General features: G+C 63.2%; 28 protein-coding genes and 1 tRNA gene. 12 read left to right on the top strand and 17 right to left on the bottom strand.

Features of this window, described 5'->3' with window-relative positions; translation table 11 throughout:
- Positions 1-57 precede the first annotated feature (57 nt).
- The 6 genes from deoA to NKI38_RS03720 are packed head-to-tail and all read right to left on the bottom strand — an operon-like array spanning position 58 to position 6,321.
- Positions 58-1,377: a thymidine phosphorylase gene (gene deoA, locus NKI38_RS03745; protein ID WP_352654882.1), complete on the bottom strand. Its 1,320-nt coding sequence runs from the start codon at positions 1,375-1,377 to the stop codon at positions 58-60.
- A complete protein-coding gene (locus NKI38_RS03740) occupies positions 1,377-2,186 on the bottom strand; it encodes a purine-nucleoside phosphorylase (protein WP_352654880.1) in 810 nt (269 codons plus the stop codon). Before NKI38_RS03740 ends, deoA begins: the two co-directional genes overlap by 1 nt.
- Positions 2,187-2,233: 47 nt before the next feature.
- Positions 2,234-2,626, bottom strand: coding sequence for a cytidine deaminase (cdd, locus tag NKI38_RS03735; RefSeq protein ID WP_109658878.1), 393 nt, complete (start codon positions 2,624-2,626; stop codon positions 2,234-2,236).
- Positions 2,627-2,679: 53 nt separating this feature from the next.
- Positions 2,680-3,651 carry an ABC transporter permease gene (locus NKI38_RS03730; RefSeq protein ID WP_352654877.1) on the bottom strand — a complete coding sequence of 324 codons (972 nt, stop codon included), beginning with the start codon at positions 3,649-3,651 and terminating at the stop codon, positions 2,680-2,682.
- A 1-nt stretch (position 3,652) separates the two neighbouring features.
- Positions 3,653-4,792 (bottom strand): ABC transporter permease, encoded by a 1,140-nt coding sequence (locus NKI38_RS03725; RefSeq protein ID WP_352654875.1) that lies wholly within the window; start codon positions 4,790-4,792, stop codon positions 3,653-3,655.
- Entirely contained in the window at positions 4,789-6,321 is a 1,533-nt protein-coding gene (locus NKI38_RS03720) for an ABC transporter ATP-binding protein (protein ID WP_352654874.1), read from the bottom strand. The genes NKI38_RS03725 and NKI38_RS03720 overlap by 4 nt, the downstream gene beginning before the upstream one ends.
- Positions 6,322-6,542: 221 nt before the next feature.
- Between NKI38_RS03720 and NKI38_RS03715 the strand changes: the two genes are divergently transcribed.
- Both NKI38_RS03715 and NKI38_RS03710 read left to right on the top strand, forming a co-directional pair.
- Positions 6,543-6,752 (top strand): SlyX family protein, encoded by a 210-nt coding sequence (locus tag NKI38_RS03715; protein WP_502899244.1) that lies wholly within the window; start codon positions 6,543-6,545, stop codon positions 6,750-6,752.
- A gap of 21 nt (positions 6,753-6,773) precedes the next feature.
- Entirely contained in the window at positions 6,774-7,163 is a 390-nt protein-coding gene (locus NKI38_RS03710) for a hypothetical protein (RefSeq protein WP_352654872.1), read from the top strand.
- A 64-nt stretch (positions 7,164-7,227) separates the two neighbouring features.
- Here the strand turns inward: NKI38_RS03710 and NKI38_RS03705 are convergent, their stop codons facing one another.
- From NKI38_RS03705 to NKI38_RS03695, 3 genes are all read right to left on the bottom strand, one after another.
- Positions 7,228-8,217 carry a BMP family lipoprotein gene (locus tag NKI38_RS03705; protein ID WP_352654871.1) on the bottom strand — a complete coding sequence of 330 codons (990 nt, stop codon included), beginning with the start codon at positions 8,215-8,217 and terminating at the stop codon, positions 7,228-7,230.
- Between the two features lie 210 nt (positions 8,218-8,427).
- A complete protein-coding gene (gene msrA, locus NKI38_RS03700) occupies positions 8,428-9,093 on the bottom strand; it encodes a peptide-methionine (S)-S-oxide reductase MsrA (protein ID WP_352654869.1) in 666 nt (221 codons plus the stop codon).
- 38 nt (positions 9,094-9,131) lie between these two features.
- On the bottom strand, positions 9,132-9,455 hold the full coding sequence (locus NKI38_RS03695; RefSeq protein WP_352654867.1) for a hypothetical protein: 324 nt from the start codon (positions 9,453-9,455) through the stop codon (positions 9,132-9,134).
- Between the two features lie 395 nt (positions 9,456-9,850).
- Here NKI38_RS03695 and NKI38_RS03690 point away from each other — a divergent pair.
- The 10 genes from NKI38_RS03690 to NKI38_RS03645 all read left to right on the top strand — a co-directional run bounded on the left by NKI38_RS03690 (position 9,851) and on the right by NKI38_RS03645 (position 20,444).
- Positions 9,851-9,940, top strand: a tRNA-Ser gene (locus tag NKI38_RS03690).
- Between the two features lie 268 nt (positions 9,941-10,208).
- Positions 10,209-10,433 carry an alkylphosphonate utilization protein gene (locus tag NKI38_RS03685; protein ID WP_352654865.1) on the top strand — a complete coding sequence of 75 codons (225 nt, stop codon included), beginning with the start codon at positions 10,209-10,211 and terminating at the stop codon, positions 10,431-10,433.
- 72 nt (positions 10,434-10,505) lie between these two features.
- Complete coding sequence (locus NKI38_RS03680) at positions 10,506-11,789, top strand: acyltransferase family protein (RefSeq protein WP_352654863.1); 1,284 nt, start codon at positions 10,506-10,508, stop codon at positions 11,787-11,789.
- Between the two features lie 463 nt (positions 11,790-12,252).
- On the top strand, positions 12,253-12,342 hold the full coding sequence (kdpF, locus tag NKI38_RS03675; RefSeq protein ID WP_019861144.1) for a K(+)-transporting ATPase subunit F: 90 nt from the start codon (positions 12,253-12,255) through the stop codon (positions 12,340-12,342).
- A gap of 20 nt (positions 12,343-12,362) precedes the next feature.
- Entirely contained in the window at positions 12,363-14,066 is a 1,704-nt protein-coding gene (gene kdpA / locus NKI38_RS03670; RefSeq protein ID WP_352654861.1) for a potassium-transporting ATPase subunit KdpA, read from the top strand.
- 25 nt (positions 14,067-14,091) lie between these two features.
- A complete protein-coding gene (locus NKI38_RS03665) occupies positions 14,092-14,307 on the top strand; it encodes a hypothetical protein (RefSeq protein ID WP_352654859.1) in 216 nt (71 codons plus the stop codon).
- Positions 14,304-16,397 (top strand): potassium-transporting ATPase subunit KdpB, encoded by a 2,094-nt coding sequence (gene kdpB, locus NKI38_RS03660; RefSeq protein WP_352654857.1) that lies wholly within the window; start codon positions 14,304-14,306, stop codon positions 16,395-16,397. The genes NKI38_RS03665 and kdpB overlap by 4 nt, the downstream gene beginning before the upstream one ends.
- Before the next feature lie 10 nt (positions 16,398-16,407).
- Positions 16,408-16,974: a potassium-transporting ATPase subunit KdpC gene (gene kdpC / locus NKI38_RS03655; protein WP_352654855.1), complete on the top strand. Its 567-nt coding sequence runs from the start codon at positions 16,408-16,410 to the stop codon at positions 16,972-16,974.
- Between the two features lie 54 nt (positions 16,975-17,028).
- On the top strand, positions 17,029-19,755 hold the full coding sequence (locus NKI38_RS03650) for a DUF4118 domain-containing protein (RefSeq protein WP_352654853.1): 2,727 nt from the start codon (positions 17,029-17,031) through the stop codon (positions 19,753-19,755).
- Positions 19,752-20,444 (top strand): response regulator transcription factor, encoded by a 693-nt coding sequence (locus tag NKI38_RS03645; RefSeq protein WP_352654851.1) that lies wholly within the window; start codon positions 19,752-19,754, stop codon positions 20,442-20,444. The genes NKI38_RS03650 and NKI38_RS03645 overlap by 4 nt, the downstream gene beginning before the upstream one ends.
- 4 nt (positions 20,445-20,448) lie before the next feature.
- Here the strand turns inward: NKI38_RS03645 and NKI38_RS03640 are convergent, their stop codons facing one another.
- The 8 genes from NKI38_RS03640 to NKI38_RS03605 form a co-directional block, all read right to left on the bottom strand.
- Positions 20,449-21,894, bottom strand: coding sequence for an MFS transporter (locus NKI38_RS03640; protein WP_352654849.1), 1,446 nt, complete (start codon positions 21,892-21,894; stop codon positions 20,449-20,451).
- A 198-nt stretch (positions 21,895-22,092) separates the two neighbouring features.
- Positions 22,093-22,575: a DUF992 domain-containing protein gene (locus NKI38_RS03635; protein WP_352654847.1), complete on the bottom strand. Its 483-nt coding sequence runs from the start codon at positions 22,573-22,575 to the stop codon at positions 22,093-22,095.
- Positions 22,576-22,667: 92 nt separating this feature from the next.
- Positions 22,668-23,144, bottom strand: a complete 477-nt coding sequence (locus tag NKI38_RS03630) for a DUF992 domain-containing protein (RefSeq protein WP_352654845.1) — start codon at positions 23,142-23,144, stop codon at positions 22,668-22,670.
- Positions 23,145-23,350: 206 nt separating this feature from the next.
- Positions 23,351-24,193, bottom strand: a complete 843-nt coding sequence (locus NKI38_RS03625; RefSeq protein WP_352654843.1) for a tetratricopeptide repeat protein — start codon at positions 24,191-24,193, stop codon at positions 23,351-23,353.
- A 141-nt stretch (positions 24,194-24,334) separates the two neighbouring features.
- Positions 24,335-24,613, bottom strand: a complete 279-nt coding sequence (rpsU, locus tag NKI38_RS03620; protein ID WP_023810129.1) for a 30S ribosomal protein S21 — start codon at positions 24,611-24,613, stop codon at positions 24,335-24,337.
- Between the two features lie 184 nt (positions 24,614-24,797).
- Complete coding sequence (locus NKI38_RS03615) at positions 24,798-25,184, bottom strand: SET domain-containing protein (protein ID WP_352654841.1); 387 nt, start codon at positions 25,182-25,184, stop codon at positions 24,798-24,800.
- A gap of 128 nt (positions 25,185-25,312) precedes the next feature.
- Positions 25,313-26,071, bottom strand: a complete 759-nt coding sequence (locus NKI38_RS03610) for an SDR family oxidoreductase (RefSeq protein ID WP_352654840.1) — start codon at positions 26,069-26,071, stop codon at positions 25,313-25,315.
- Between the two features lie 115 nt (positions 26,072-26,186).
- Positions 26,187-26,546: a YrdB family protein gene (locus NKI38_RS03605; RefSeq protein ID WP_352654838.1), complete on the bottom strand. Its 360-nt coding sequence runs from the start codon at positions 26,544-26,546 to the stop codon at positions 26,187-26,189.
- Positions 26,547-26,697 lie beyond the last annotated feature (151 nt).

The following is a 26,697-nucleotide window of genomic DNA, read 5'->3' as shown; positions in this document are numbered from 1 at the left end:
AGGGAAGCGCTATGCGCTTTTCCCGGGAAAACCGTTACACACTTTTCCTGGAATTGCTCAGCCGCGCGGCAGAATCCGCCGGATGACCGACTTGTCGGCGGCCGGCTTCGAAGCGCCGACCGTATAGGCCGAAAGCACGGCGGCGGCGGCGGCCTCGGCATCGGCCAATGAGCGGGCATGGACCAGTGCCAGCGGGTCGCCGAGCCTGACCTCCGCACCGATAGGCAACAGCCTGGTGATGCCGACCGCAGGGTCGACCTTGTCGTCCGGCCGCGTGCGTCCGCCTCCCAGGCCAACCACGGCGAGCCCGATGTCTCGGGCTGCGATGCCGGTGACGAAGCCGTTTGCGGTCGCCTTGACGGCAAATTCGGTCGCAGCCGCAGGCAGATATTTTTCCGGCTTCTCGATGAAATCGGCGGGACCGCCAAGCGCGGCTACCATGCGCGCGAAGGTGGCGGCGGCACGGCCGCTGGCGAGCGTCTCGGTGGCGCGCCGCATGCCATCCTGGTTGGACGACACCAGCCCCGCCGACTGCAGCATTTCGGCGGCCAGCGCCAGCGTCACATCCTCCAGCCGATGGTCGCGAAACCGACCAGTGAGGAAATCGACGGCATTGCGCACCTCGACGGCGTTGCCGGCGGCCGACGCCAGCGGCTCGTTCATTCCGGTGATCAACGCCGAGGCGTTCAGCCCGGCACCATTGGCAATTTCGACCAGGCTGTTGGCCAGTGCGGTCGCGTCGCGCGACTTCTCCATGAAGGCGCCGTTGCCGACCTTGACGTCGAGCACCAGCGACTGCAGCCCGGCCGCCAGCTTCTTCGACAGGATCGAAGCGGTGATCAAGGGCACTGATTCGACCGTGCCGGTGACATCGCGGATCGCATAGAGCCGGCGGTCGGCGGGTGCGAGGTCGGCGGTCTGGCCGATAATGGCGCAGCCGGTTTCAAGCACCGCCTTGCGAAACAGTGCGATATCGGGCTGGCTGGCGTAGCCGGGGATGGCATCCATCTTGTCCAGCGTGCCACCCGTGTGGCCAAGGCCCCGGCCTGATATCATCGGCACATAAGCGCCGCAGGCGGCGACGATCGGTGCCAGCATGAGCGAGACATTGTCGCCGACGCCGCCGGTCGAATGCTTGTCGGTGACCGGGCCGGGCAGGTTCGACCAGTCGAGCACGTCGCCGGAATCGCGCATGGCGAGCGTCAGCGCCACCGCCTCGTCGCGGCTCATGCCGTTGAAGAACACCGCCATGGCGAAGGCACCCACCTGGCCGTCCGAAACGGCGCCTGACGTCACGCCCTCGACGAAGCCGGCGATCTCCTGCTCCGACAGCCTCAGGCCATCGCGCTTGCGGCGGATGATTTCCTGCGGAAGCATCAGCTCTCCAGCAGTCCGTCGCGGAACACGCGTTGCAGGATCGTTGCCAGCCGCGCGCCGCCAACCGGTGCCATGTCCTTGGTCTCCTGGTGCGAGAGCTCGGCCCCGGTCATGCCGGCAGCCAAATTGGTGATGACCGAACAGGCGGCGACGCGCAGTCCGAGGAAACGGGCGAGAATGACCTCCGGTACGGTCGACATGCCGACCGCGTTGGCGCCCATGATGCGCGCCATGCGGATTTCGGCCGGCGTCTCGAAGCACGGGCCGGAGAACCACATGTAGACGCCCTTGTGCAGTGTGGTGTCGGTCGCTTTCGCCGCCCGTTCGATGGCCTTGCGGATGCCGGCATCATAGGCTTCGGTGAGGCCGACGAAGCGGCGGTCGCTGGGTTCGCCGATCAGTGGGTTGCTGCCCGAGAAATTGATGTGGTCCGATATCAGCATCACCGAACCCGGCGGCATGTCCGGATCGACCGAACCGGCGGCGTTGGTGAGGATCAGTTTCGTGATGCCGATGCCGGCAAGCACTTCCAGCACCGGGCGCATCGCCGCAGCAACGCCGTGCTCATAATAGTGGGCGCGGCCGGACAGCATCAGCACCGGCACACCGGCAAACAGCCCCGCCACCACTTCGCCGGCATGGCCGGTGACGCCGCTTCTGGGAAAGCCCGGCAGCTCGGCATAGGAGATGCGGATCGGATCCTTGATCTGGTCGACCAGCCCGCCCAGGCCCGAACCCAGCACCAGCGCCGTCAACGGCGCCAGGCCGTCCAGTCTTTCGATGAGATGATCCAGCGCCTTTTCCGTCATTTCAGCCAGCTCTTCATTTCAGCCAATTCTTCATTTGAGCCACGTCTTCATTTCAAGATGTCGCCGCGGAAGCCATAGGGCAGCATCTCGCCCATGGTCACGGTCTCGGCCACGCCGGCATTGTCACAGAGATAGAGCTTGGTTTCCGGCCGGCAGAATTCCGCCAGCCGCTGCCGGCAGCCGCCGCAAGGCGAGCATTTCGCCATGCGCTCGGCAAGAACGGCGATTTCCACGATCTTGCCGCCACCGCCCATGATGTAGTGGCCGAGCGCTGTGGTCTCGGCGCACCAGCCTTCCGGGTAGGAGGCGACCTCGATATTGGCACCGGTAAAGACGCGCCCATCCTCGGTGCGCAAGGCGGCGCCCACCGGAAACTTCGAATAGGGCGCATAGGCCTTGGCCATGGCAGCCTTGGCGGCCTCGAACAGGTCATGCGACATTCAGGTGTTCTCTCCGATGATCGTGTCCAAAACCCGGCACAAAGCCGGCCGGCTCAGCGTTCCTTGACGTAGGGCACGCCGCCGGCGCGCGGTGGAATGGCCTTGCCGATGAAGCCGGCGAGCAGGATGACGGTGAGGATGTAGGGCAGCGCCTGCATGAACTGCACCGGCACCTTGCCGATGATGGGCAGCGGCGAGCCTTGCAGGCGGATCGACAGCGCGTCGAGGAAACCGAACAGCAAGCAGGCGAACATGGCGTTGACCGGCCTCCACTTGGCGAAGATCAGGGCTGCCAGCGCGATGTAGCCCTTGCCGGCGGTCATGTCCTTCACGAAGCCGCCATTTTGTACCATCGACAGATAGGCGCCGGCGATGCCGGTGAGGATGCCGGTGCAGATCAGCGCCCGATAGCGCAGCCAGGCGACGGAAATGCCGGCGGTGTCGACGGCGGCCGGGTTCTCGCCGACGGCGCGCAGGCGCAGGCCGAAGCGGGTGCGAAACAGCACCCACCAGGTAAACGGCACCATCAGGAAGGCGAGATAGACCAGGATCGAGTGGCCCGACAGCAGCTCGGCATAGATCGGTCCGATGATCGGCACACCGTGGATGGCATCGGCGCCGGGCCAGATGATGGCCTCGAAGCGCTCGCCCGGTTGCAGCGCCGGCGTGCGCCCGCCTTGCTGGAACCAGGCCTGGCCGAGGATGATGGTCGATCCGGCGGCGATGAAATTGATCGCCACGCCGGAGACGATCTGGTTGCCGCGATGGGTGATCGAGGCAAAGCCGTGGATCATGGCAAAGGCGACCGAGATCAGGATGGCCATGCCGAGGCCGAGAAAGGCCGAATGGAACACGGAAGCCGCCGCCGCGCCGGCGAAGGCGCCGACCAGCATCTTGCCTTCGAGACCGATGTCGAAGATGCCGGCGCGTTCCGAATAGAGGCCGGCGAGGCATGCCAGCAGCAGCGGCACCGAGAGGCGGATGGTCGAATCCAGTGTCTGGACGATTGCGTTGAACACATCCATCTCAGGCACCCTTGCTCTTGACCGCTTCCATGCCGACCGACCTCGGATTGAACGAGGCGAACAGCGCCTGGATGTAAGGCCTGAACATGTGCTCGAGCGCGCCGGCAAACAGGATGACGAGACCCTGAATGATGACGATCATGTCGCGGCTGATCGCCGGCATCTCGAAGGCAAGCTCGGCGCCGCCCTGGTAGAGCATGCCGAACAGGATCGCCGCCAGCACGATGCCGATGGGGTGCAGGCGGCCCATCAGCGCCACGGCGATGCCGACGAAACCGGCGCCGGAAACGAAATCGATCGCGACATTGTGCTGGTCGCCCATTACCGGGTTGAGTGCCATCATGCCGGCGAGCGCGCCCGAGATCATCATGGCGGTGATGATGATGCGGGTTTCCGAAATGCCGGCATAGCGCGCCGCTTTCGGGCTGTGACCGTAGGTGCGCATCTCATAGCCGAGCTTGGTGCGCCAGATCAGCAGCCAGACCAGGAAGGCCATGACCAGCGCCAGCAGGAAGGAAATGTTCAGCGGTGCCGAACGGATCTTGGCACCGAACAGTTCGATGATCCAGTTGAGCTTAGGCAATTCCGCGCCGGCGAGGAAGTTGCGCGTCTGCGGCGCTTGCGACGCTGCCGGCTTCAAGGGGCCGACCAGCAGGTAAACCATGATCGAGGCGGCGATGAAGTTGAACATGATGGTGGTGATGACGATGTGCGAGCCGCGCTTGGCCTGCAGATAGGCGGGGATGAGTCCCCACAACGCGCCCACGACCGCCGAAGCGACGATGGCCAGCGGAAATGTCAGCCACCATGGCAGCACGCTGTCGAAGGACAGACAGACAATGGCGATGCCGAGGCCGGCGATGTAGGCCTGGCCCTCGGTGCCGATGTTGAACAGGCCGCAATGCGCGGCAACCGCCACGGACAGGCCGGTGAAGATGAAAGTCGTGGCATAGAATAGGGTGAAGGCAATGCCAGTCCCCTTGCCGAAGGCGCCCTCGACCAGGATGACGGCGGCGCGGAACGGGTTTTCGCCGACCAGAACCACGACGAAGCCGGCGACGACGAAGGCAACGAACAGATTGATCACCGGGATCACGCCGTAGTCGGCCCAGGCCGGCAGCTTGGCGTAGGGCGTGCTCATTCCGCTGCCTCCTGATGCTCGACGCCGGCCATCAGCAGGCCGAGTTCGCCCTCGGTTGCTTCCGGGCCGCGCTCGCCGACGATGCGGCCGGCAAACATCACCAGGATGCGGTCGGAGAGCGAGCGGATCTCGTCCAGCTCGACCGACACCACCAGCACCGCCTTGCCCTGGTCGCGCATGGCGATCAGGCGCTTGTGGATGAATTCGATGGCGCCGACATCGACGCCGCGCGTCGGCTGGCCGACGATCAGCACGCCGGGGTCCTGTTCCATCTCGCGCGCCAGCACGATCTTCTGCTGGTTGCCGCCGGAGAAATTGGCGGTTTTCAACCTGCAATCGGCCGGACGGATATCGTATTTGGCGATCTTGTCCTTGGCATCGTTGCGTATGGCGTCGATGTTGAGGAACGGCCCTTTCAAATAGCGGGGATCGTCGTGATAGCCGAGGATGGAATTCTCGTTCTCCTCGAAGGCCAGCACCAGCCCGACATGATGGCGGTCCTCCGGCACGTGCGCCAGGCCGCGGTCGCGAAGCTCGCCGGGGTCGGCGGCACCGGTCAGGTCGATCGGCTTGCCGTCGAGCATGACCGAGCCAGACACGGCGCGCCTGATGCCGGAGATCGCCTCGAGCAGTTCGGATTGTCCGTTGCCGGCGACACCGGCGATACCGACGATCTCGCCGGCCCTGATATCGAAGGAGATGTCGTCGACCATGGTGACGCCGCGCGCGTCCTTTACTGTCAGGTTCTTGACCGCGAGCTTGACGCCGCCGGCTTCCGCCTCGCCCTTTTCGACCCTCAAGAGCACGCGCCGGCCGACCATCAGCTCGGCCAGCTCCTCGACCGTGGTCTTGGCGGTCTCGCGCGTCGCCACCATCGTGCCCTGGCGCATGACCGACACCGTGTCGGTGATGGCCATGATCTCGCGCAGTTTGTGGGTGATCAGCACCACCGTCTTGCCCTGGTCCTTCAACTGCCTGAGGATGCGGAACAGGTGGTCGGCCTCGGCCGGCGTCAGCACGCCCGTCGGCTCGTCGAGGATCAGGATCTCGGCGCCGCGATAGAGCGCCTTGAGGATCTCGACACGCTGCTGCAGGCCGACCGGCAATTCCTCGACGATCGCATCGGGATCGACTTCCAGCCCGTATTCGCGCTCCAGCCGCTCCAGTTCGGAGCGCGCTTTGGCGATGCTGCGCTTCAGCAGCGCATCGCTCTCGGCGCCGAGGATGACGTTTTCCAGCACCGAGAAATTGTCGACCAGCATGAAGTGCTGATGCACCATGCCGATGCCCAGCGCGATCGCGTCATTGGGGGTCTTGATCGAGGCGGGCTGGCCGCCGACACGAATCTCGCCGCTGTCGGCCTGATAGAAGCCGTAGAGGATCGACATCAGCGTCGACTTGCCCGCGCCATTCTCGCCGACGATACCGTGAATGGTACCGCGCGCGATCTCCAGATTGATGTCGCGGTTGGCGCGCACGGCGCCAAAACTCTTGTCGATGCCGATCAGCTCGATTGCGGCTTGCGCCATGCAGCCTGTCCCACTCTTTTTTTTATCGCTTGGTCAAAACGCCTAGCATGACGCTCCGTCCATGCCAATTGGCCGAAGCAGGGTCACTCTCGACAAATCCCGGTGCGCTTGTCAATTTCCAACGTGGCCGGGGCCCTCACATTCGCTAATATGGCAAAGCCGACATTCGCATCGCTGCGCAACGTAGTGCGAGACATCGCTGTGAAAGACTGGGGATTTGAATGATCATGCCCGCCGACCGGCTGACGACGCTGGAGATCCGCTCCGCCGAACAGGAGAAGACCATCGAGGAACTGTCCGGCCAGATCGCCGAGCAGTGGAAGGTGATCGAGCGCATGCAGCGCAAGCTCGATGCGCTGACCGACCGCTTCCTGGCGCTGGAGGAGCAGGCAGGAGACGACGTGCCTGTAACCAAGCCGCCGCACTGGTGAGGAAAGGGGAGGGTGCACGCCGTGGCCAGTGAAAGCGATCGCATCGCGCGGGCAGGCGACTATGTGCTCGGCCTGATGAACGACGCCGACCGCGAACGGGCCGAGCGCGACCTTGCGATCGATCCCGCCTTCCGCGACGCGGTCGTGCAGCTTGCCGAGCGCATGCATGTCTTCGACCGTGCCGAACCTGCGGGCGAAGAGCGCTGGAAGCAGATCACGCAGCGCATTGGAGACCTGCCGCAGATGCGCACCTCTGGCCTGAGCGATGCCGGGTCGCCAACAGTGATCCGAAGCCTGTCGCAGCGGCCGTACGGCATCGGCCTGCACACGCTTGGCGGGCGGAGCGGATTTGTCGTCGCCGCCGGGCTGATCGTGGCCTTCGTGTTGGGGTATCTGGCGGGTAAACTATAGGCAACGCAAAACCGCCAGGCTTGCGCCCGGCGGTTTGCAGATCATGGCTGTATATTTGTGCCGCTCAATAGGGGCAGGCGTTGTCGGCGGTGTAGTCGTGCACCTCGATCTTGCCGGAGATGATATCGGCCTTGGCCTTTTCGACGGCGGCTTTCATCTCATCGGTGATCAGCGCCTTGTTGTTGTCGTCCATGGCGTAGTCGACGCCGCCCTCCTTGAGGCCGAGATTTTGCAGGCCGCCCTTGAAGGTGCCGTTCTTGCCGTCCATGAAGGCGTTGTAGACGGCAACGTCGACGCGCTTCATCATCGAGGTCAGCACCTTGCCGGGCTGCAAGCCGTTCTGGTTGGAATCGACGCCGATGCCAAGCTTGCCGGCATCAGCCGCTGCCTGCAGCACGCCGACGCCGGTGCCGCCAGCCGCGGCATAGACCACGTCGGAGCCCTGATCGATCTGTGTCTTGGCGATCTCGCCGCCCTTGGCCGGATCGTTCCAGGCAGCCGGCGTGTCGCCGGTCATGTTCTGGATGACGTCCGTCGCGCCGGCCGACTTGGCGCCGCCGACATAGCCGCATTCGAACTTGCGGATCAGCGGAATGTCCATGCCGCCGATGAAGGAGACCTTCTTCGACTTCGATGCCATCGCCGCCAGGATGCCGACCAGATAGGAGCCTTCATTTTCCTTGAACACCAGCGAGCGGACATTGGGCAAATCGACGGCGTCGTCGATGATGGCGAAGTTGAGGTCAGGATACTCGGCCGCGACCTTCTTCAGCGCATCCTCCCAGGCGAAACCGGCCATGACGATCGGGTTGCGGCCGTCCTCGGCGAATCGGCGCAGAGCCTGTTCGCGCTGCGAGGCGTTGGACACCTCGAATTCGACGTAGGCCGTGCCGGTCTCTGTCTTGAACTTCTCGGCGCCATGATAGGCGGCCTCGTTGAAGGACTTGTCGAATTTGCCGCCGAGATCATAGAGGATGGCCGGCTGGACATCCGCGGCGAAAGCCGGAAGAACCATTGCGGTTGCGGCCAGGAGGCCGAGAACGATACGTTTCATGTGATCCACACCCTGTCGGTTATTTTTTCCGTTATGCACCGCATGCCGGCCCGGTTCTCCGGCAGGCATGCGACGTCAGCCAGGAGTGTACTCCCCTCCCGCTCGGGGCAATCTGGCATGGCCCGAAACAAAATTCACGCGGAATTTTGACCTTTTGGAAAAGCATGGCGCGAGCAAGCGGTGCCGCGGCTCGATCCCTGCGCCAAAGGCTCAGCCGGAGGCAACAGCCGGAATGGCGCAAGCGACACCCGTGCCCTTGAGGCTGCAAGTGCCGTAAGGGTTCTTCGCCAGATATTGCTGGTGGTCGCTCTCGGCGAAGTAGAACTCTGGCGCCGGCGCGATCTCGGTGGTGATCCTGCCGTGGCCGCCGCCACGCAGCGAGGCTTCATAGGTAGCGCGCGAGGCGCTCGCCGCCCGCAATTGCGCATCACCTGATGTGTAGACCGCGGAGCGGTAGGTGGTGCCGACATCGTTGCCCTGGCGCATGCCTTGCGTCGGGTCGTGGCTTTCCCAGAACAGCTTCAAAAGCGCGGCATAGGAGGCGATCTTGGGGTCATGGACGACCAGCACCACTTCGGCATGGCCGGTAAGCCCGGTGCAGGTTTCCTGGTAGGTCGGATTGGGCGTGAAGCCGCCGGCATAGCCGACCGCCGTGACCCAGACGCCTTCGATCTGCCAGAAAAGCAGTTCCGCGCCCCAGAAGCAGCCGAGCCCGAACATCGCCATCTCCAGCCCCTCGGGATAGGGACCCTTGAGCGGCCTTTTCAAGACCTTGTGCCTTGGCGCAGTCGGGATCGCCCTGGCGCGGCCCGGCAACGCCTCGGACGGCTTCGGCAGATTGAGCTTCTTGTTCAGCATGTCGCTGAGAAAGAACATGCGCAGCTTTCCTCTGTGGGTAGGACGCGGAAAGGAGATCAGTTCGCGGCGAACCGTCCCGCGCGCCGTTGCCGCTTATAGCCGATCGCATAGAGCAGGAAGGCCAGCACCGCGAACACGGCGAAGCCCGGCTGGTTAAGCACCCAGGCGACGGCGCCGTCCCACAGCAACGGACTGGCCTTGGTCCGGATGAAGGTTTCGAAGGCTGCCCGCGTGTCCGGCGATACCGCCAGCCAACTGGCGTTGAGCGGGGTCAGCACCAGCGCCGAGGCCGCCACGGTGCGCGTCACGTCGAGCACCGCCATGATGACGGAAATCGATAGCGCGACCATTGCGGCAAGACGGAAGACGAAGCGAAACATCAGAGACCTTCCTCCGGATCAGTCCTCAAGCTCCTCCCGAGGGCTTCCGGCACGTTTCGAAACGAGAGATAGAATGCGCATGTCTGGTTCGCAATCGCCATACGCGAATTCCGGCGCTCTGTCCGGTTGGCCCTATACCGCCGGCTTGCGTTTGCGCCGCGCCGCCGGCCTGCCGAAACGCTGTATGGCCGGCAAAGCGAATAGACTGCCGTTATGGCTTGGCATTCGCCGCCGGATCGACTAGATGAGCCCCGCGCCTGTTGCTTCGACGGCTCAGGTGCGGGGAAAGGCGCTTGCTGGTTGGCGACGCCGATGGCGGAAGTTCCGCCTTGCCCCAAGGGAGGTGCATCTCCCCAACCCGCGTGGCGAAACCGGCCGGCGCGACATGCATGGACGGAGAGGTGGCCGAGTGGTTGAAGGCGCACGCCTGGAAAGTGTGTTTACGGGAGACCGTAACGCGGGTTCGAATCCCGCTCTCTCCGCCAGAAACTTCAAAAATGATATAACCATCTGATATCATTGCGTAAGGGGTGCCAGGATGATCGGCGTCCGGTATGGGGCATGATGGTCATGGCCCTGCTTATGTGATCGCGGTGCTGGAAAGGCAGCTGGCAATTTTCGAACGCCTTGGAGACGCAATCGCCGCGAAGCGCGTCGATTGATCATTGGATAATCCTATGAAAAGACCGTCCACGAGCTGTTTTGGAATTCTTGCGCGATCTGGTAGTGGTGACCCAAATCACAGGAGACGGCATGCCAAACGATGTAATCGTGCGCGACAGCAATGGCGCTCAATTGAATGACGGCGATTCCGTCACGCTGATCAAGGACCTCAAAGTCAAAGGCACTTCGGAGACGATCAAGCGGGGCACGTCGGTGAAGAACATTCGCCTCAACGGCAATCCCGGCGAGATCGAATGCAACACCAAGCAAGTGAAGGGCCTGGTGCTCAAAACCGAGTTCGTGAAGAAGGCGTGACCCTCAAGGCGACAAGCAATCTCGATGCGTGGTCTATTATGAGCGTGTGGTCCGGCGACCGCAGAACGTGGTGTGCGCAAGAACAAGCTCGGAGCAATCGTGATTGGACTTTATGACCTCTGGCCCGCGTTTGTGGTCGTCGCGCTGCTTTGGCCGCTTGCAGGCACGTCCTTATTTCAGCGGGTAGGCTTCGAATCGAATTCCGCCAGGGTCCGGGCAATTGACGGGATGCGAGGATATCTGGCGCTTGCAGTCGCGCTTCACCACTCCGTCATTTACCATGAATTCTTGACGACAGGCGCGTGGAAGTACCCGCCTTCCGCTTTCTATGGCCTGCTGGGACAGGTTGGGGTCTCCTTTTTCTTTGTCATCTCGGCCTACCTGTTCTGGGGGAAACTGCTGTCGGCAAAGTCCTCCGTGGATTTTCCGACGTTGTTGCTCAAGCGGGCTTTCAGGATCGGGCCGCTCTACATTGTCGCGGTCGGCGCAGCGATGGTGCTTGAGCTCGTCAACGCACAGATCGATTACTCAGCCCTCGCGACCTACGAGCGTGCGTTTTTCAATCTGCTGTTGGGTGTCTTTGGCTACGTCCAGCTTTCGAGCTTCGGAGTCTACCTGCTGGCCGGTGTAACCTGGACCTTGCCCTATGAATGGCTATTCTATTTCAGCCTGCCTATCATGGCGATATTCAGCCGGCACCCGATTGCACGCCTAGGCATGCCGGTGGCCCTTCTGGCTTTTTCCATTCTCATGTCGGTGGGTGGAGGGAGTCTAGCTTACTGCTATCTGGGGCTTTTCGCAGGAGGCATGGTGTGCGCGACGCTTGAAGCAAACGCCCTGCTGGTGAAAATGCATCGACACGTTCTGTCCGCCATCGCCCTGGCGGTCCTGGTGTATATTTTTGCCACCTATGACATTGCCTACGCCCCGGGGCCGATGCTGCTATGCATCGGAACTTTCTTCCTGATCGCCTCGGGCGCGGATTTCTTTGGTCTCCTGACCGCCAACCGCTCAGTGCGGCTGGGTGAGATCAGCTATGGCATCTATCTGCTGCAGGGGCTTACCTTCGCCTCGGTATTCTCCATCGCGCCGGTGCGGAATTTTGCCATGGACAACGCCACCCAGTATTGGCTTGTGACATTGATGGCGATGGTACTTCTGGTCCTCATGGCGCTGGTCGCACACCTTGTTGTTGAAAAGCCCGGCGTCTCGCTTGGAAACAGTCTTGTGGCAGCTCTTCGCCTGCCGGCGATGCGCGAGGCACGCGAGGCTGCAGCCGCTGACGCTGGGGCTTGGCGCATCCGGGACGTTTCACAAGACAATCTGTTGACCGCTCATAACGGCCAGGAGCGATGATTTTTCTGGGCCATTGAACCGCGCGCTCAAACAACCACTTCGACAGCGGCTGGTTACGTCTGAAAAGTATCCAAGCCAAGCTTGGATGGCCGGCTGCAGGATGAGGGTTCGCGCTCGGCCGGCGTGACGACCAGCCGGTAGAAGGTGTGCTTCGACACCCTTCAGACGGCCGCCGGACCGAAAACCTTTATAAAATTCCTATTTCTTTCTATTGCGCCCCGTCTCGAACCTTTATGGCGATCGGGTCCATATTCCATCTGAAACAAATTTCGGTGCCGTCATGAAAATACGGCGGGCCGTTTAGGGTGTTGCTGACCTTTTCATCGAAGGCGCAAGCCAAACAGATATGCGCAAGGAACAAACACAATGGACGTCATTGTTCTCGGGATCGGGGTTTTGTTTTTCGCCCTGTTCTTCGCCTATGTCAAAGCCTGCGACAGAATTTGAGCTTAAGGATCGAACCATGCTTTTCGATTACATCCTCGGTGGTGGCGTGACCTTGTTCCTGCTCGCCTACCTGACCTACGCGCTCGTTCGTCCAGAACGCTTCTGAAGGCACGGAAAGCCACAGCCATGACACTGAACGGTTGGATACAGATCCTGGTCTTTTGCGGGATCATCATTTTGCTGGTGAAGCCGCTCGGCGGCTACATGCACCGCGTCTTCAACGGCGACCGCACGCTGCTTTCGTCAGTCTTTGGCCCGCTCGAGCGCGGGCTCTACCGCGTTTGCGGAACCAACGAACGCGAGGAACAGCACTGGACCACCTATGCGGTGGCTTTGCTGCTCTTCAACCTTGCCGGCTTCCTGGTGCTCTATGTCCTGCAGCGCCTGCAGGGAAGCCTGCCCTACAATCCGGCCGGCATGACCGCCGTTGAACCAGGGCTCGCCTTCAACACCGCCGCCAGCTTCATGACCAACACCAACTGGCAGAACTACGGCGGCGAGAGCACGATGTCCTACCTCGTGCAGATGGCTGGCCTGACGGTGCAGAATTTCGTTTCGGCCGCCACCGGCATTGCCATCGCAATTGCGTTGATCCGCGGCTTTGCCCGTGCTTCCGGCAAGTCGATCGGCAATTTCTGGGTCGATATGACCCGTTCCACGCTTTATGTGCTGTTGCCGCTCTGCATCGTGCTGACACTGGTCTATGTCTGGCTCGGCATGCCGCAGACGCTTGGCGCCTATGTCAATGCCACCACGCTCGAAGGCGCGCAGCAGACCATCGCTGTCGGCCCGGTCGCCTCGCAGGTGGCCATCAAGATGCTCGGCACCAATGGCGGCGGCTTCTTCAACGCCAATGCCGCGCATCCGTTCGAGAACCCCGATGCGATCTCCAACCTGATCCAGATGGTCTCGATCTTCGCCATCGGCGCCGCCTTGACCAATGTTTTCGGCCGCATGATCGGCAACCAGCGCCAGGGCTGGGCAATCCTGTCGGCCATGGGCGTCATGTTCATCGCCGGCGTCATCGTCTGCTATTGGGCGGAAGCCGCCGGCAACCCGCTGGTGCATGCGCTGGGCATCGACGGCGGCAACATGGAAGGCAAGGAGACGCGCTTCGGTATCGCCCTGTCGGCGCTGTTTGCCGTCATCACCACGGCCGCTTCCTGCGGCGCGGTCAACGCCATGCATGGTTCTTTCACCGCGCTCGGCGGCATGATCCCGATCATCAACATGCAGCTTGGCGAAGTCATCGTCGGCGGTGTCGGCGCCGGACTCTACGGCATCCTGATGTACATCGTCATCGCCGTCTTCGTCGCCGGCCTGATGGTCGGCCGCACGCCCGAATATCTCGGCAAGAAGGTCGAGGCCAAGGAGGTCAAGATGGCGATGCTGGCCATCCTGTGCCTGCCGCTGGCGATGCTGATCTTCACCGCCATCGCGGTCGTGCTGCCGACCGGTGTGGCTTCGATGGGCAATGCCGGCCCGCACGGCTTCTCCGAGGTTCTCTATGCCTATACGTCGGGTGCTGCGAACAATGGCTCGGCCTTTGGCGGCCTCAGCGGCAACACGCCCTGGTACAACATCACCATCGGCATCGGCATGCTGATGGGCCGCTTCCTGGTGATCATCCCGGCGCTGGCCATTGCCGGCTCGCTGGTGGCGAAGAAGACGGTTCCGGCTTCCGCCGGCACCTTCCCGACCGATGGCCCGCTGTTCGTCGGGCTGCTGGTCGGCGTCATTCTCATCGTCGGTGGTCTGACCTTCTTCCCGGCGCTCGCCGTCGGGCCGATCATCGAGCACCTGGCTGGCATTCACGGGCAGACCTTCTGAGACCGCCCGAGTCTGGATCAATGATATGTCCTGGTTCAGCTCCATGCGTCGCAAGATCAGCCACAGGGGCGATCACGGGAAGGAGGAGAGACCTCCTCCTTTCCCGACCCTGTCGACGTTTCTCGGTCTTGCGGCAGTCATGCTCGTCCTCTGGTTGCTGGCCTACGGGCCGCCGCACTTCCTTTCGGCATCCGATCATCGGGTGCCGTCCAACAACACCGAAGCCGGAGCTTCAAAATGAGCCACTCGAAATCAGCAAGCATCATGGATGCCCGCATCCTGCTTCCCGCCATCGGCGGCGCCTTCCGCAAGCTCGACCCGCGCACGCTGGCCAGGAACCCGGTGATGTTCGTCGTCGCCGTCGTCTCGGCGCTCACCACGGTGCTGTTCGTCAAGGACGTGGTCACCGGCGGCGGCAATCTCGGCTTCACGCTGCAGATCATCATCTGGCTGTGGTTCACCGTGCTGTTCGCCAATTTCGCCGAAGCCGTCGCCGAAGGCCGGGGCAAGGCGCAGGCGGATTCGCTGCGCAAGGCGCGCACCGAAACCCAGGCGAAGCTTCTGACCGGCGAAGACCGCACGAAATACAAACTCGTGCCCGGCACCAGCCTCAAGGTCGGCGATGCGGTGCTGGTCGAGGCCGGCGATATCATCCCGTCCGACGGCGAGGTGATCGAAGGCGTCGCTTCGGTCAACGAGGCGGCGATCACCGGCGAGTCCGCGCCGGTCATCCGCGAATCCGGTGGCGACCGTTCGGCGGTCACCGGCGGCACGCAGGTGCTGTCCGACTGGATCCGCGTGCGCATCACGGCGGCGTCCGGCCACACCTTCCTCGATCGGATGATTTCGCTGGTCGAAGGTGCCGAGCGCCAGAAGACGCCGAACGAGATCGCACTCAACATCCTGCTCGTTGGCATGACGCTTATCTTCGTTCTGGCCACCGCAACGATCCCGAGTTTTGCGACGTATTCGGGCGGCTATATCTCGGTCACGGTGCTCGTCGCCCTGTTCGTCACCCTGATCCCGACCACGATCGGCGCGCTGCTGTCGGCCATCGGTATCGCAGGCATGGACCGCCTGGTGCGCTTCAATGTGCTGGCCATGTCGGGCCGCGCTGTCGAGGCTGCCGGCGACGTCGACACGCTGCTGCTCGACAAGACCGGCACGATTACGCTCGGCAACCGCCAGGCGACCGAGTTCCGTCCGGTCAAGGGCGTCACTGAGCAGGAACTGGCCGACGCGGCGCAACTCGCCTCGCTTGCCGATGAGACGCCGGAAGGCCGCTCGATCGTCGTGCTGGCCAAGGAGAAATACGCCATCCGCGCCCGCGACATGGCGACGTTGCACGCCACCTTCGTGCCTTTCACCGCGCAGACCCGCATGAGTGGCGTCGACATCGACGGTTCCTCGGTGCGCAAGGGCGCGGTCGATTCCGTGCTCGCCCATGTCAGCCAGTCGACGGTCGCCACCCACGCCATGCGGCCCGGCAGCGATACCGTCAGGGATCTCCAGGCGATCGCCGACGAGATCGCCAAATCGGGCGGCACGCCGTTGGCTGTCGAGCGCGACGGGCGCCTGCTCGGCGTCGTCCACCTCAAGGATATCGTCAAGGGCGGCATCAGGGAGCGCTTCGCCGAATTGCGCAAAATGGGCATCCGCACGGTGATGATCACCGGCGACAATCCGATGACGGCGGCAGCCATTGCCGCGGAAGCCGGCGTCGACGACTTCCTCGCCCAGGCAACGCCCGAGGACAAGCTGAAGCTGATCCGCGATGAGCAGGCCAAGGGCAAGCTGGTCGCCATGTGTGGCGACGGCACCAACGATGCGCCGGCCCTTGCCCAGGCCGATGTCGGCGTCGCCATGAACACCGGCACGGTCGCCGCGCGCGAGGCCGGCAACATGGTCGACCTCGACAGCGATCCGACCAAACTCATCGAGATCGTCGAGATCGGCAAGGCGCTGCTGATGACGCGAGGCTCGCTGACGACCTTCTCCATCGCCAACGACGTGGCCAAGTATTTCGCCATCATCCCGGCGATGTTCGCTGCCTTCTATATCGCGCCGGGACAGACGACCGGCCCGTTGCAGGCGCTCAATGTCATGCATCTGGCGACACCGCAGAGCGCCATCCTGTCGGCCATCATCTTCAACGCGCTGATCATCATCGCACTGATCCCGCTGTCGCTGAAAGGCGTCAAATACCGTGCCATCGGCGCCGGCGCGCTGCTCAGCCGCAACCTGCTCGTCTACGGCCTCGGCGGCATCATCGTCCCCTTCGTCGGCATCAAGGCGATCGACATGATCGTCACCTCACTCGGCCTCGCTTAAGGATATCCTCATGCTCACTCAGATAAGACCCGCGATCATCATGATCGTCTTCTTCACGGTGCTGACCGGCCTGATCTATCCCTTGGGCATGACCGGCATCGCACAAGTGCTGTTCCCGCGCCAGGCCAATGGCAGCCTGATCGAAAAGGACGGCAAGGTCATCGGGTCCGAACTGATCGGCCAGGGCTTTGCCAGCGACCGTTATTTCCACGACCGCCCCTCGGCCGCCGGCGACGGCTACAACGCTGCCGCCTCGAGCGGCAGCAATTTCGGCCCGACCAATTCCAAGCTGATCGACCGTATCAAAGGCGATGCGGAAAAGCTGAAGGCGGAGAATCCGAACCAGCCCGTGCCGATCGACCTGGTGACGACGTCCGGCAGCGGCCTCGATCCTGATATCAGCCCCGAAGCCGCCTACTTCCAGGTCGCAAGGGTGGCCAAGGCCAGGGGGATCGACGAAGCCAGGGTCAAGGCGCTTGTCGACAGCCAGGTCGAGAGCAGGGAACTCGGTTTCATGGGCGAACCGGTGGTCAATGTGCTCGGTCTCAATCTTGTGCTGGACGCCGCGAAACGGTGAATGGCGGCGGCCGGGGATCGACAGTATCCCCGGCGCCATCCATGATCGATCCTGATGCCGGACGACAGAAGCAACGAGACCAGACCCTCACCCGACGCACTGCTTGATCATGCCGAGCGGGAGGGGCGCGGCCGTCTGCGGATATTCCTCGGCGCGGCACCGGGCGTCGGCAAGACCTACGAGATGCTGATGTCGGGCCGCGCCAGGCTGGCCGACGGCGTGGACGTGGTGATCGGCGTCGTCGAGACGCATGGCCGCAAGGAAACGCTGGCCCTGGTCGAGGGTTACGAGGTCATTGCGCGCCGCAAGGTCGATTACAAGGGGCGCATCCTCGACGAGATGGATATCGACGCCATCATAGCCCGGCGCCCGGCGCTGGTTCTCGTCGACGAACTCGCCCACACCAACGCACCCGGCAGCCGTCATCCCAAGCGCTATCTCGACGTCCAGGAAATCCTGACGCAAGGCATCGACGTCTACACGACGCTCAACATCCAGCATGTCGAAAGCCTGAACGACGTCGTCGCCCAGATCACCAAGGTCAGGGTCCGTGAAACGGTTCCCGATTCCGTCATCGACCAGGCCGACGATGTAGAGATCATCGATCTTACCCCCGACGACCTGATCAAACGGCTCGAGGAAGGCAAGGTCTATTTCCCCAACACCGCCCAGCGCGCGATCGAAAACTATTTCTCATCAGGCAATCTGACGGCGCTCAGGGAACTGGCGCTGCGCCGCACCGCGCAGCGTGTCGACGACCAGTTGCTGATCCATATGCAGGCCCATGCCATTCCCGGACCTTGGGCAGCCGGGGAAAGGGTTCTCGTTTGCCTCGACGCGCGTCCGGGAGGAGCGGCCCGCGTCCGCTATGCGCGCAGGCTGGCCGACCGGCTGCGTGCCCCCTGGACGGCGCTGCATGTCGATAGCCCGCGCTTGGCCAGTATGCCCGAGGAGGACAAGGACCGGCTCGCAAACAACCTGCGCCTCGCCCAGCAGCTTGGCGCCGAGGTGACGACCATACCGGGTCAGAATGTGGCGCAGGACATCGTGCGTTATGCGACGGCGAACAATTTCACCCATATCGTGGTCGGCAGGCCGACCCGGTCGCGCTGGCGGGAATTGGTCGAAGGTTCGCTCACCTATGATCTCATCCGCAATGCCGGCGACATCAGCGTCCATGTCATTTCGGGAAACGAACGCAGCACCGAGGCGTCGAGGAGCGTCAAGGCGGCCGACGAGCAGTGGCAGTTCGAGATCTGGCCCTATCTCAAGGCCACGGCCTTCGTCGTGGGCTCGCTCGCCTTCGCCGTCCTTCTCGACCAATTTCTCGACGTCCGCAACCTGGCGATCATCCTTCTCATCGGGGTGCTGGCATCGGCGGTGACCGGCGGTCTGTGGCCGGCACTGTATGCGTGTTTCGTCAGCGCCCTTGCCTTCAACTATTTTTTCCTGGAGCCGCGCTACACGCTGACGATCCGGGATCCGGAGAGCATTGTTGCGCTCGGCGTGTTCCTGGTTGTCGCCGTCATTGCCAGCAATCTGACGGCGCGCGTGCAGCGTCAGGCGGTTGCCGCCCGCTCACGGGCGCGGGCCACGGAGGACATCTACCTTTTTTCAAAGAAGCTCGCCGGTGCCGGCACGCTCGACGACGTGCTCTGGGCCACCGCTTTCCAGATCGCCTCGATGCTGAAGCTGCGGGTGGTGCTGCTTTTGCCGGAAGACGGAACGATCACCGTCAAGGCCGGCTATCCGCCAGACGACACACTGGCCGAGGCCGACATCGCCGCCGCCCGCTGGGCCTGGGAGCACAACCGTGCCGCGGGTCGCGGCGCCGACACGCTTCCCGGCGCCAAGCGCCTCTATCTTCCCTTGCGAACCGGGCGCACGGCAATCGGCGTCGTTGGCCTCGACAATGACAAGCAGGGACCGTTGCTGACGCCCGAGCAACAGCGCCTGCTCGACGCGCTGGCCGACCAGGCGGCTGTCGCCATCGAGCGCATCCAGCTGGTCGCCGACGTCGACCGCGCCAAGCTCGCGGCCGAAGCGGACCGGCTGCGCTCGGCGCTGCTCACCTCCATCTCGCATGATCTGAAGACGCCGCTCGCCGCCATCATGGGTGCGGCCGGCACGCTGCGGGAATTCGCACCGGCACTTCCCGAACAGGACCGGACGGAGCTTTTGTCGACCGTGCTCGACGAATCCGAGCGGCTGAACCGCTTCATCGCCAATCTGCTCGACATGACCAAGATCGAGTCCGGCGCGATGGAGCCGAACTTTGCCTTCCACTATGTCGGTGACATCGTCGGCTCCGCCTTGCAGCGGGCCAGGAAAATCATCGGCGAGCACAAGATCGAAACAGACATCCCCAGGGATTTGCCGATGTTGAAGGTCGATCCCGTCCTGTTCGAGCAGGCGCTGTTCAATCTCCTCGACAATGGAGCGAAATACGCGCCGGCCGGCTCGACGATCCGCGTGCAGGGCTGGACCGACAATGGCTCGGTCATCCTGCAGATCATGGACGAAGGGCCGGGCATTCCCCCCGGCGACCTGGAACGGATTTTCGACACCTTCTATCGGGTGCGCAAGGGCGACCAGGTTCGCGCCGGCACCGGGCTCGGCCTGTCTATCTGCCGTGGTTTCATCGAGGCGATGGGGGGCACGATCGCGGCAGCAAACCGGACAGATCGTTCGGGCGCGGTCTTCACCATCAAGATGCCGAAGCCGGCAAACCCGCCCAATTTCGACGCCTCGAATACCGACGGTGTGGGTGACTTGGCATGACAAACTCGAATGTCAGGATACTGGTCGTCGATGACGAGCCGCCGATCCGCAAGCTGCTTCGCGTCGGGCTCGGCAGCCAGGGCTACGCGATCAGCGAGGCGCCGAACGCAAAAGTGGCGATCGAACTGATGGAGGCGGAGAAGCCGGACCTCGTCCTGCTCGACCTCGGCCTGCCCGGCATGAGCGGCCATGAGCTGTTGCGCAAATGGCGCGACGACGGCCTCGACATTCCGGTGGTCATCCTGTCCAGCCGCACCGACGAGGCCGGCATCGTCCAGGCTCTGGAACTCGGCGCCGACGACTATGTCACCAAGCCGTTCGGCATGAACGAACTGGTTGCACGCATCCGTGTGGCGTTGCGGCACAAGTTCCAGCAGCAGGGTGAAAAGCCGGTGTTCCACACCGGCGACCTCAGCGTCGATCTGGTCAAACGCATCGTCAAGGTCGAGGGCCAGGACGTAAAGCTCTCGCCCAAGGAATACGATATCCTGCGCCTTCTCGTGCAGCATGCCGGCAAGGTGCTGACCCACCATTTCCTGTTGAAGCAGGTCTGGGGCGATTCGACCGACGTGCAGTATCTCAGGGTCTATGTCCGGCAGCTCAGGCAGAAGATCGAAAAGACCCCCGACCAGCCGCGCTACATCACCACCGAGACCGGTGTCGGTTACCGCCTGCGCGAGGTCGAGTGAGCGGCTAAGGTTTAGCTGCGATAGCTTCCCGCGGCTGACCAAGGGGGGTGGATACTCGCAGAGCCGCCACGCAGCCGACAATGCCGAGCGGCACGAAGGCAAGAAACAGCCAGGACGCGACATTCGCCGCCGCGTCGGGGTTCAAACCTTGCGAAAAGCCGCTGGCGTTGGCGACGATGCCGGCAAGTGCGGCACCCACGGCATAGCCGATGCGCTGCATGGTCGGTACCGCCGCCGAGGCGATGGTCTGCTCGCCCTCCGGCGCGGAGGCGACGATGACGCGCGTCAGGAAGGGCCAGGCCACGCCGAAGCCGCCGCCTTGCAGCAAGGCGCAGATCAGGATCAGCGGAATGGAGCCCAGCGGTATCGTGTAGGCGAAGCCGGCGATGCCGGCCGCGATCATCACCGCACCGCCAACGATGATCAGCCGCTCGCGTCGTGGCGGCGCATTGGCGACGAGGATCGACAGGATCGACCAGGCGATCGATTCGGCGGCGATGATGTAGCCGGTGGTCAGCAGCGAAATGTCGTGCAGGCTGGTCAGCAGCAGCGGCCCGTAGACGCCGAAGGAACAGGTCGCGACCGAAAAGGCGGCAACCATGGTCATGCCGGCGCCGACCGGCGTGCGCCACGAGAACAGCCGCGCCGGGAACAGCCGCGAGCGCGGCTTCAGCGCGTCGATGTAGAAGAACAGCACCAGGCCGACCAGCCCGAGGGCCATCAGCAGCGAGGAACGCAGCAAGGCGATATCGACGCCGGCCGAGGCAATCAGCACCACGGCGACGGCAAGGCAGGCAAGGGCCGCGAACGGGAAGGGCGGCGCCCTGCCTGTGCTCGCCTTGGGCTTCGTCGCTTCCGGCGTGTTCAGCACGATGAAGCTTGCCAGCGCCATGGCGGCACCGCCGAGGGTGAAGATGCCGAAGGCCCAGCGCCATGACAGAAGCTCGGTCATGATCGCGCCGAGCAACGGTCCGCTGAAGGCGGCTACGCCCCAGATCGCCGACATGATGCCGAAAAGCTGCGGCCAGATGGCGCGCGAGAACAGCCGCTCGACCGACACGAAGGCCAGCGACACCAGCGCCCCGCCACCAAGCCCCTCGATCAGCCGGCCGGCAAGGAAGAGTTGCATGGAAGGCGAGGTGGCGCAGATCAGCGCTCCGGCTGCATAAAGCAGCGCGGCGACAACCATGTTGGTGCGCAGCGGGACATAGCTCACCAGCCGACCGGCGGCTGCCCCGGCGACGATGGCGCCGAGTTCGTAGATCGCCAGCGACCAGCCGACGAGCTGCACGCCGGCCAGTTCGCCGACCATGGCCGGCATCACCGTTGCCACCATCGTTTCGTTGGTGGCGTGCAGCAGGATGCCGAGGCTGATGAAGCAGAAGCGCGCCAGGTCGCCGCTTGCCCACAATGCGCGCCAGTCGACCCTGTTTGTGCTGATTTCGGTCATGTCCACCCCTGCCTTCCATATCTTGAGGCCAGCGCAGGGCGCCAGAAGCCAGTACGGGTTTCCGGCAGGACCATGCGCAGGCAGGAGCGTATATCGCGCGCCGCATCGAGCGCGCTGCTCCGGTCGGGGCAGGCTTGTAAAACCTCAACCGGGGTTGAGCTCAAGCGAATTTTTTCGGGATGCGGTCCGGTGGCGCGATCAATTCTCGGTGCTGCGCAACTGGAACTGGCTGACGCCGATCGCAAGGTTCATGCCGGTCTGCGTCTGCAGGCTGAGCGGCTGCAAGGTGAAGGCCTGCGAGGAGCCGCCGACCAGCAGATTGGCGCCGGCGCCGACGGCGGCCGTCACCTCGGCGCTGGCGCCGATATAGTCACCGGCCAACGCGCCCGGCGCATAGATGTTCTTCAGCGGCGTCAGCACGATCCACTGCATGACCGTCTGCTTCGTCGTGCCGATATCGAGGCCGTATTTGTTGACCGCGCCGAAATAGGCTTCCGGCGCGAAGCTCTTGTCGGCGGGGTTGAAGGTGCAGCTCAGATCCTTGCTCGAGCCGAAGATGAAACCGGTGCCGCCGCCGATGGCGCAATCGAGCGTGCCGAGCTCTATGCCCTGGTCCTGGGCTTGCGCCGCGCCGGCAAGCACAGTGGCGATCACGGCAGCGGCGATGGCTGTCTTCGGCATGGCGGTCCCCCCAAAAATCAAACGGCGCGGAACCATCCTATCTGGTTCCGCGCCGCAGGGTGAGGGGGCATGGAGCGCATGGCTCCATGCATTTACTTGAACGAGTGGATGAGCTGGAGCGCGGTCACGGCCACGGCAAGGTTGACGCCGGTCTGCGCCTGGACGCTGAGCGGCTCCAGCATGAAGGCGCTGTCCAGTCCGCCGACCAGCAGATTGGCGCCGCCGCCGGTCACCACGCTCGCCTCGGCGTTGACGCCGTAATAGCTGCCGGCGAGGTCGCCCGCGTCACGATCACGCGTTGCCGCCAGCACGGCCCAGACGAGCTGGCCCTGATGCGTCTTGCCGACATCGAGGCCGATCTTGGAGATCACGCCGGTGTAAACCTCGGACGGTCCCTGATGATGGGGGCGGAAGACGCAGGACACGCCCTTGTTGGAGGCGACGATGTAGGCGGTGCCGCCGTCGATTGTGCAGTCTAGCGTGCCGAGTTGCAGCTTGCCGGCGCTGGCCGGAGCGACGGCAAACGCCGTCATGGCGAGGACAGCGGCGCAGGCGAGTTTCTTGATCATGGGAGGTCCTTTCGCAAATAACTTTTTAATAACGGATTGGGTGGGCAGACCGTTCCGCTGAAAACTTGGCGCGAACAAGGCACGGGTCAACCCCTTGCTGCCGGGGTTAACGCACGGTTGCCGGAGTGCGTCTTTTCGGACACGCAAAAGGACGGCGCAGCACCTGGATGCCACGCAGATTGTGTGGGAATGCTTGCCGAAATCGACTAGCTGACGCGGGCGAGGCCATCCTTGGCCGGCTGGTAGGTCGGGTCGAGGCGAACGGCTTCCTTATAGGATTTCGCGGCCTTCGCCTTGTCGCCGCGCCGCTCATAGATCAGCGCCTGGTTGGACCAGGCTTCGGCATTCTTGCTGTCGAGCTTGATCGCCATGTTGAAGTCGGAGAAGGCGTTGTCTTCGTCGTTGGTCGCCAGATAGGAGAGACCACGGCCATTATAGGGCTCGGCGGCGTCCGGCGCCAGCGAGATGGCCGTCGAGAAGTCTTCGATGGCGAACTTGTGCTGGCCCTGGCTCTGATAGATCAGGCCACGATTGTGGTAGGCACGCGCGTCGGTCGTGTCGAGCTGGATCGCCTTCTGGAAGTCGTTGAAAGCGTCCTGGGTGCGACCTGCCTTGCGGTAGAGATTGCCACGGCCGATATAGGCGGCGTCATAATTTGAATTGATCTGGATCGAGCGGTTGTAGTCCGCGAGCGCGGCTTCCTGGTTGCCGAGGAAGCGCTGGATGAGCGCGCGGTTCGAATAGGCCTGGTAGAAATTCGGATTGAGCTGAATGGCCTGGTTGAAGTCCTTGAGCGCCGCCTGGTACTGGCCGCCGCGGCCATAGGCCGAGCCACGCACGTTGTAGGCTTCAGGATCCTGGGGATTGCGCTGGATAACCGCCGACAGCGACGAGATGTTCTCGCTCGACCCCTGCGCCTTGTCGATGTTGTTGAATTCGCCGGTCGGGCCTGACGTCTGGCAGCCGGCAAGCGCCAGTCCGGAGAGCAGGGCCACTGTCAGGGCGAAACCACGCAATGCGGTCCCGCGCTCCACGCTTGTTGCGTTCATGTCTGCCCTGTCCTCACTTCAAGCCGCGTCGCTCTGGTCCGGTTCCCCCCTCCGGGCCGGGTCACAACCAAAACAAAAAGGTGGCGGCGATTCCGCATCGCGCCACCTCTGATATCCTTCGAAAAGGACGAAAAATTGGCGTTAGAACCGCGGCGGACGCGGAGCGCCACCTGCACCACCGGCGGCGCCAGCAGCAACCGGGCGCGGCGTCATCGGCAGCAGGCCTTCGCGCTGGGCGCGCTTGCGGGCCAGCTTGCGGGCGCGGCGGACGGCTTCAGCCTTTTCACGGGCGCGCTTCTCGGACGGCTTCTCGTAGTGACCGCGCATCTTCATTTCGCGGAAAATGCCTTCGCGCTGCATCTTCTTCTTGAGAGCGCGAAGCGCCTGATCAACGTTATTGTCGCGGACGAGTACCTGCACGGGCAATCCTGTCTTTCGGGTTTGATATCAACAGGCAAGCGGCCATAGCCACCAGCCTCCGCGGCGGTCTACACCACGAATTGGGGCGGCTGATAGCAGAATCATGCCGCGCTGTCCACAGTCGAAATGAACTTGGCGGGCCAAACCGCAGCCGGTTTGCCACAAGATCAAGATAAGGGGCCGACTACGCCGTGGCGAGGTGCAGCCGCTCGAAATCCTCGAAGAACTCGCCGTAGTCGCAGGTGATCTCCTCGCCCTCGGCGATGTCGCGGGTCGCGGTAGCCCCGCCATACCGTGAAAAATCCGTGTTCGGGTTGCCCGAATGGTTCATGAAGCGCCCATTGTCGACTTCATAGACCATGAAACCCGGCCGGTCCGGACTCGGATACGCGTAACGGTCGAGCAGTTCCCTCAGATGCGGCGGCGCTGAATGGTATTTGTCCATCGGGATCAGCCGGTCGAAATCGGGATCGAGCCGCCAGATCGATGCGCCTCTCCTGATCGGCTCGGCGGCGAACACGCCGACACCTTCGATTGCGCTCGCAGCCACATAGGTTCTGATCAGCATCATGGTTGCAGGACCGGTTTTGGCAAGAAGACCCGTTTCGACAGGAAACGGCATCGCCAAATCGCGCGGAAAAAGCAAGACCGGCTGCCCGCCTTGCGGCTATGAACATGCGTCTTGGCCGCGAAAACCCTTCACGTCCGGTTGATCGACACGCCGCCATCGGCCAGCAGTGCCGTTCCGGTGATGAAACTCGAGGCGTCGGAGGCGAGATAGAGCGCCGAACGGGCGATCTCCTCGGGCACCGCTACACGCTTCAGCGCATGCAGACCTTCGACGAATGCTCGTGATTCCGGAGTCTTGAAGGTCGCTGCCGGCGTGTCGGTACCGCCGGGCAGCAGCGCGTTGACCCGCACGCCTTTTGGGCCGTATTCGGCGGCCAGCACCTGCGTCAGTCCGATGAGCCCGGCTTTGCTGGCGGCATAGCTGGTCATGCCTGGCATGCCGATGGTGTGGCCGACGAAGGTGGAGGTGAAGATCAGCGAACCGCCGCCACGCTCGATCATCGCCGGCACCTGGTATTTCGCACCGAGAAAGGCGCTCGTGAGGTTGGTGTCGAGCGTCTCGCGCCAGCCCTCCAGCGGCAGGTCCGAAATCGGCCCCATCTGGCCAACGGCACCGGCATTGTTGAATGCGATGTCGAGCCCACCGAACTTTTCGACCGCCAGATCGACAAGGGCCTTTGCATAGGCTTCGTCGCGGACATCGCCGGCAAGGGCAACGGCCATTCCGTCGGCGTCTTCGATCTCGGCGACAAGCGCCTGGAGTTCGGCCTGACGCCGGGCGGCCACGATGACCTTGGCGCCTTCTTCGGCAAAGAGTTTTGCCGTGGCGCGGCCGATGCCGGAACTGGCGCCGGTGACGATGGCGATCTTGTTGGCGAGTACGAACATTTTATGCATCCTTTGCTTCGCGCCAGCTCTGCTGGTAATCGGATGCTTGGTCGCAAATGGGGCGGGTCGGAGCCACCCGATACCTGCGAAGGCAGCGTCGTCCTGAACTATTGCCTCAGCAGCCAACCGGTCGATCGAACGAAAATGCGTAGCTGATGGCGATGAGCAGGGCGATGATGGTGCCCGTTGTCGTGTAACCGGCGACATAGAATCCCGCAGCACCACCGAACAGGATGACAAGTTCGAGCACCAGCCGCACCGCGCCGGGCACAGGCACCGGTGCGCGGCCCGACCGGCTTGGGTCGTTGAGTACCGCGAAGGTCCCCCACAGCACAGCCGCGATGAGCGGCAAGGCCAGTGCAGGGACCCAGCGCCACCATCCGTCGGACAGGCTCCAGCCCGCAATGCCGACGCCAAGCAAGGCGGCAAGCTCCAGCAGGAAGCGCAACGTCAAGTTCCACCAGGCATTGCCCACGATCGTCCTCCGGATTTCCATCACAGACAATCTGACTGAAGGCTCTCATAGGAGCCAGAGTGCATGCGTCTTTTTCACCACGGCGCAAAACGGCAAGCGCCGTCGCAAACAGCGCAAGGGTGGAAGCGCTGTTTCGCTAGTGATACACCTC

The sequence above is a fragment of the Mesorhizobium sp. M0621 genome (genome assembly GCF_040320745.1).
Classification (GTDB): domain Bacteria; phylum Pseudomonadota; class Alphaproteobacteria; order Rhizobiales; family Rhizobiaceae; genus Mesorhizobium.
Note: the sequence above shows the minus strand (reverse complement) of the source record. Positions and strands in the feature narration are given on the sequence as shown.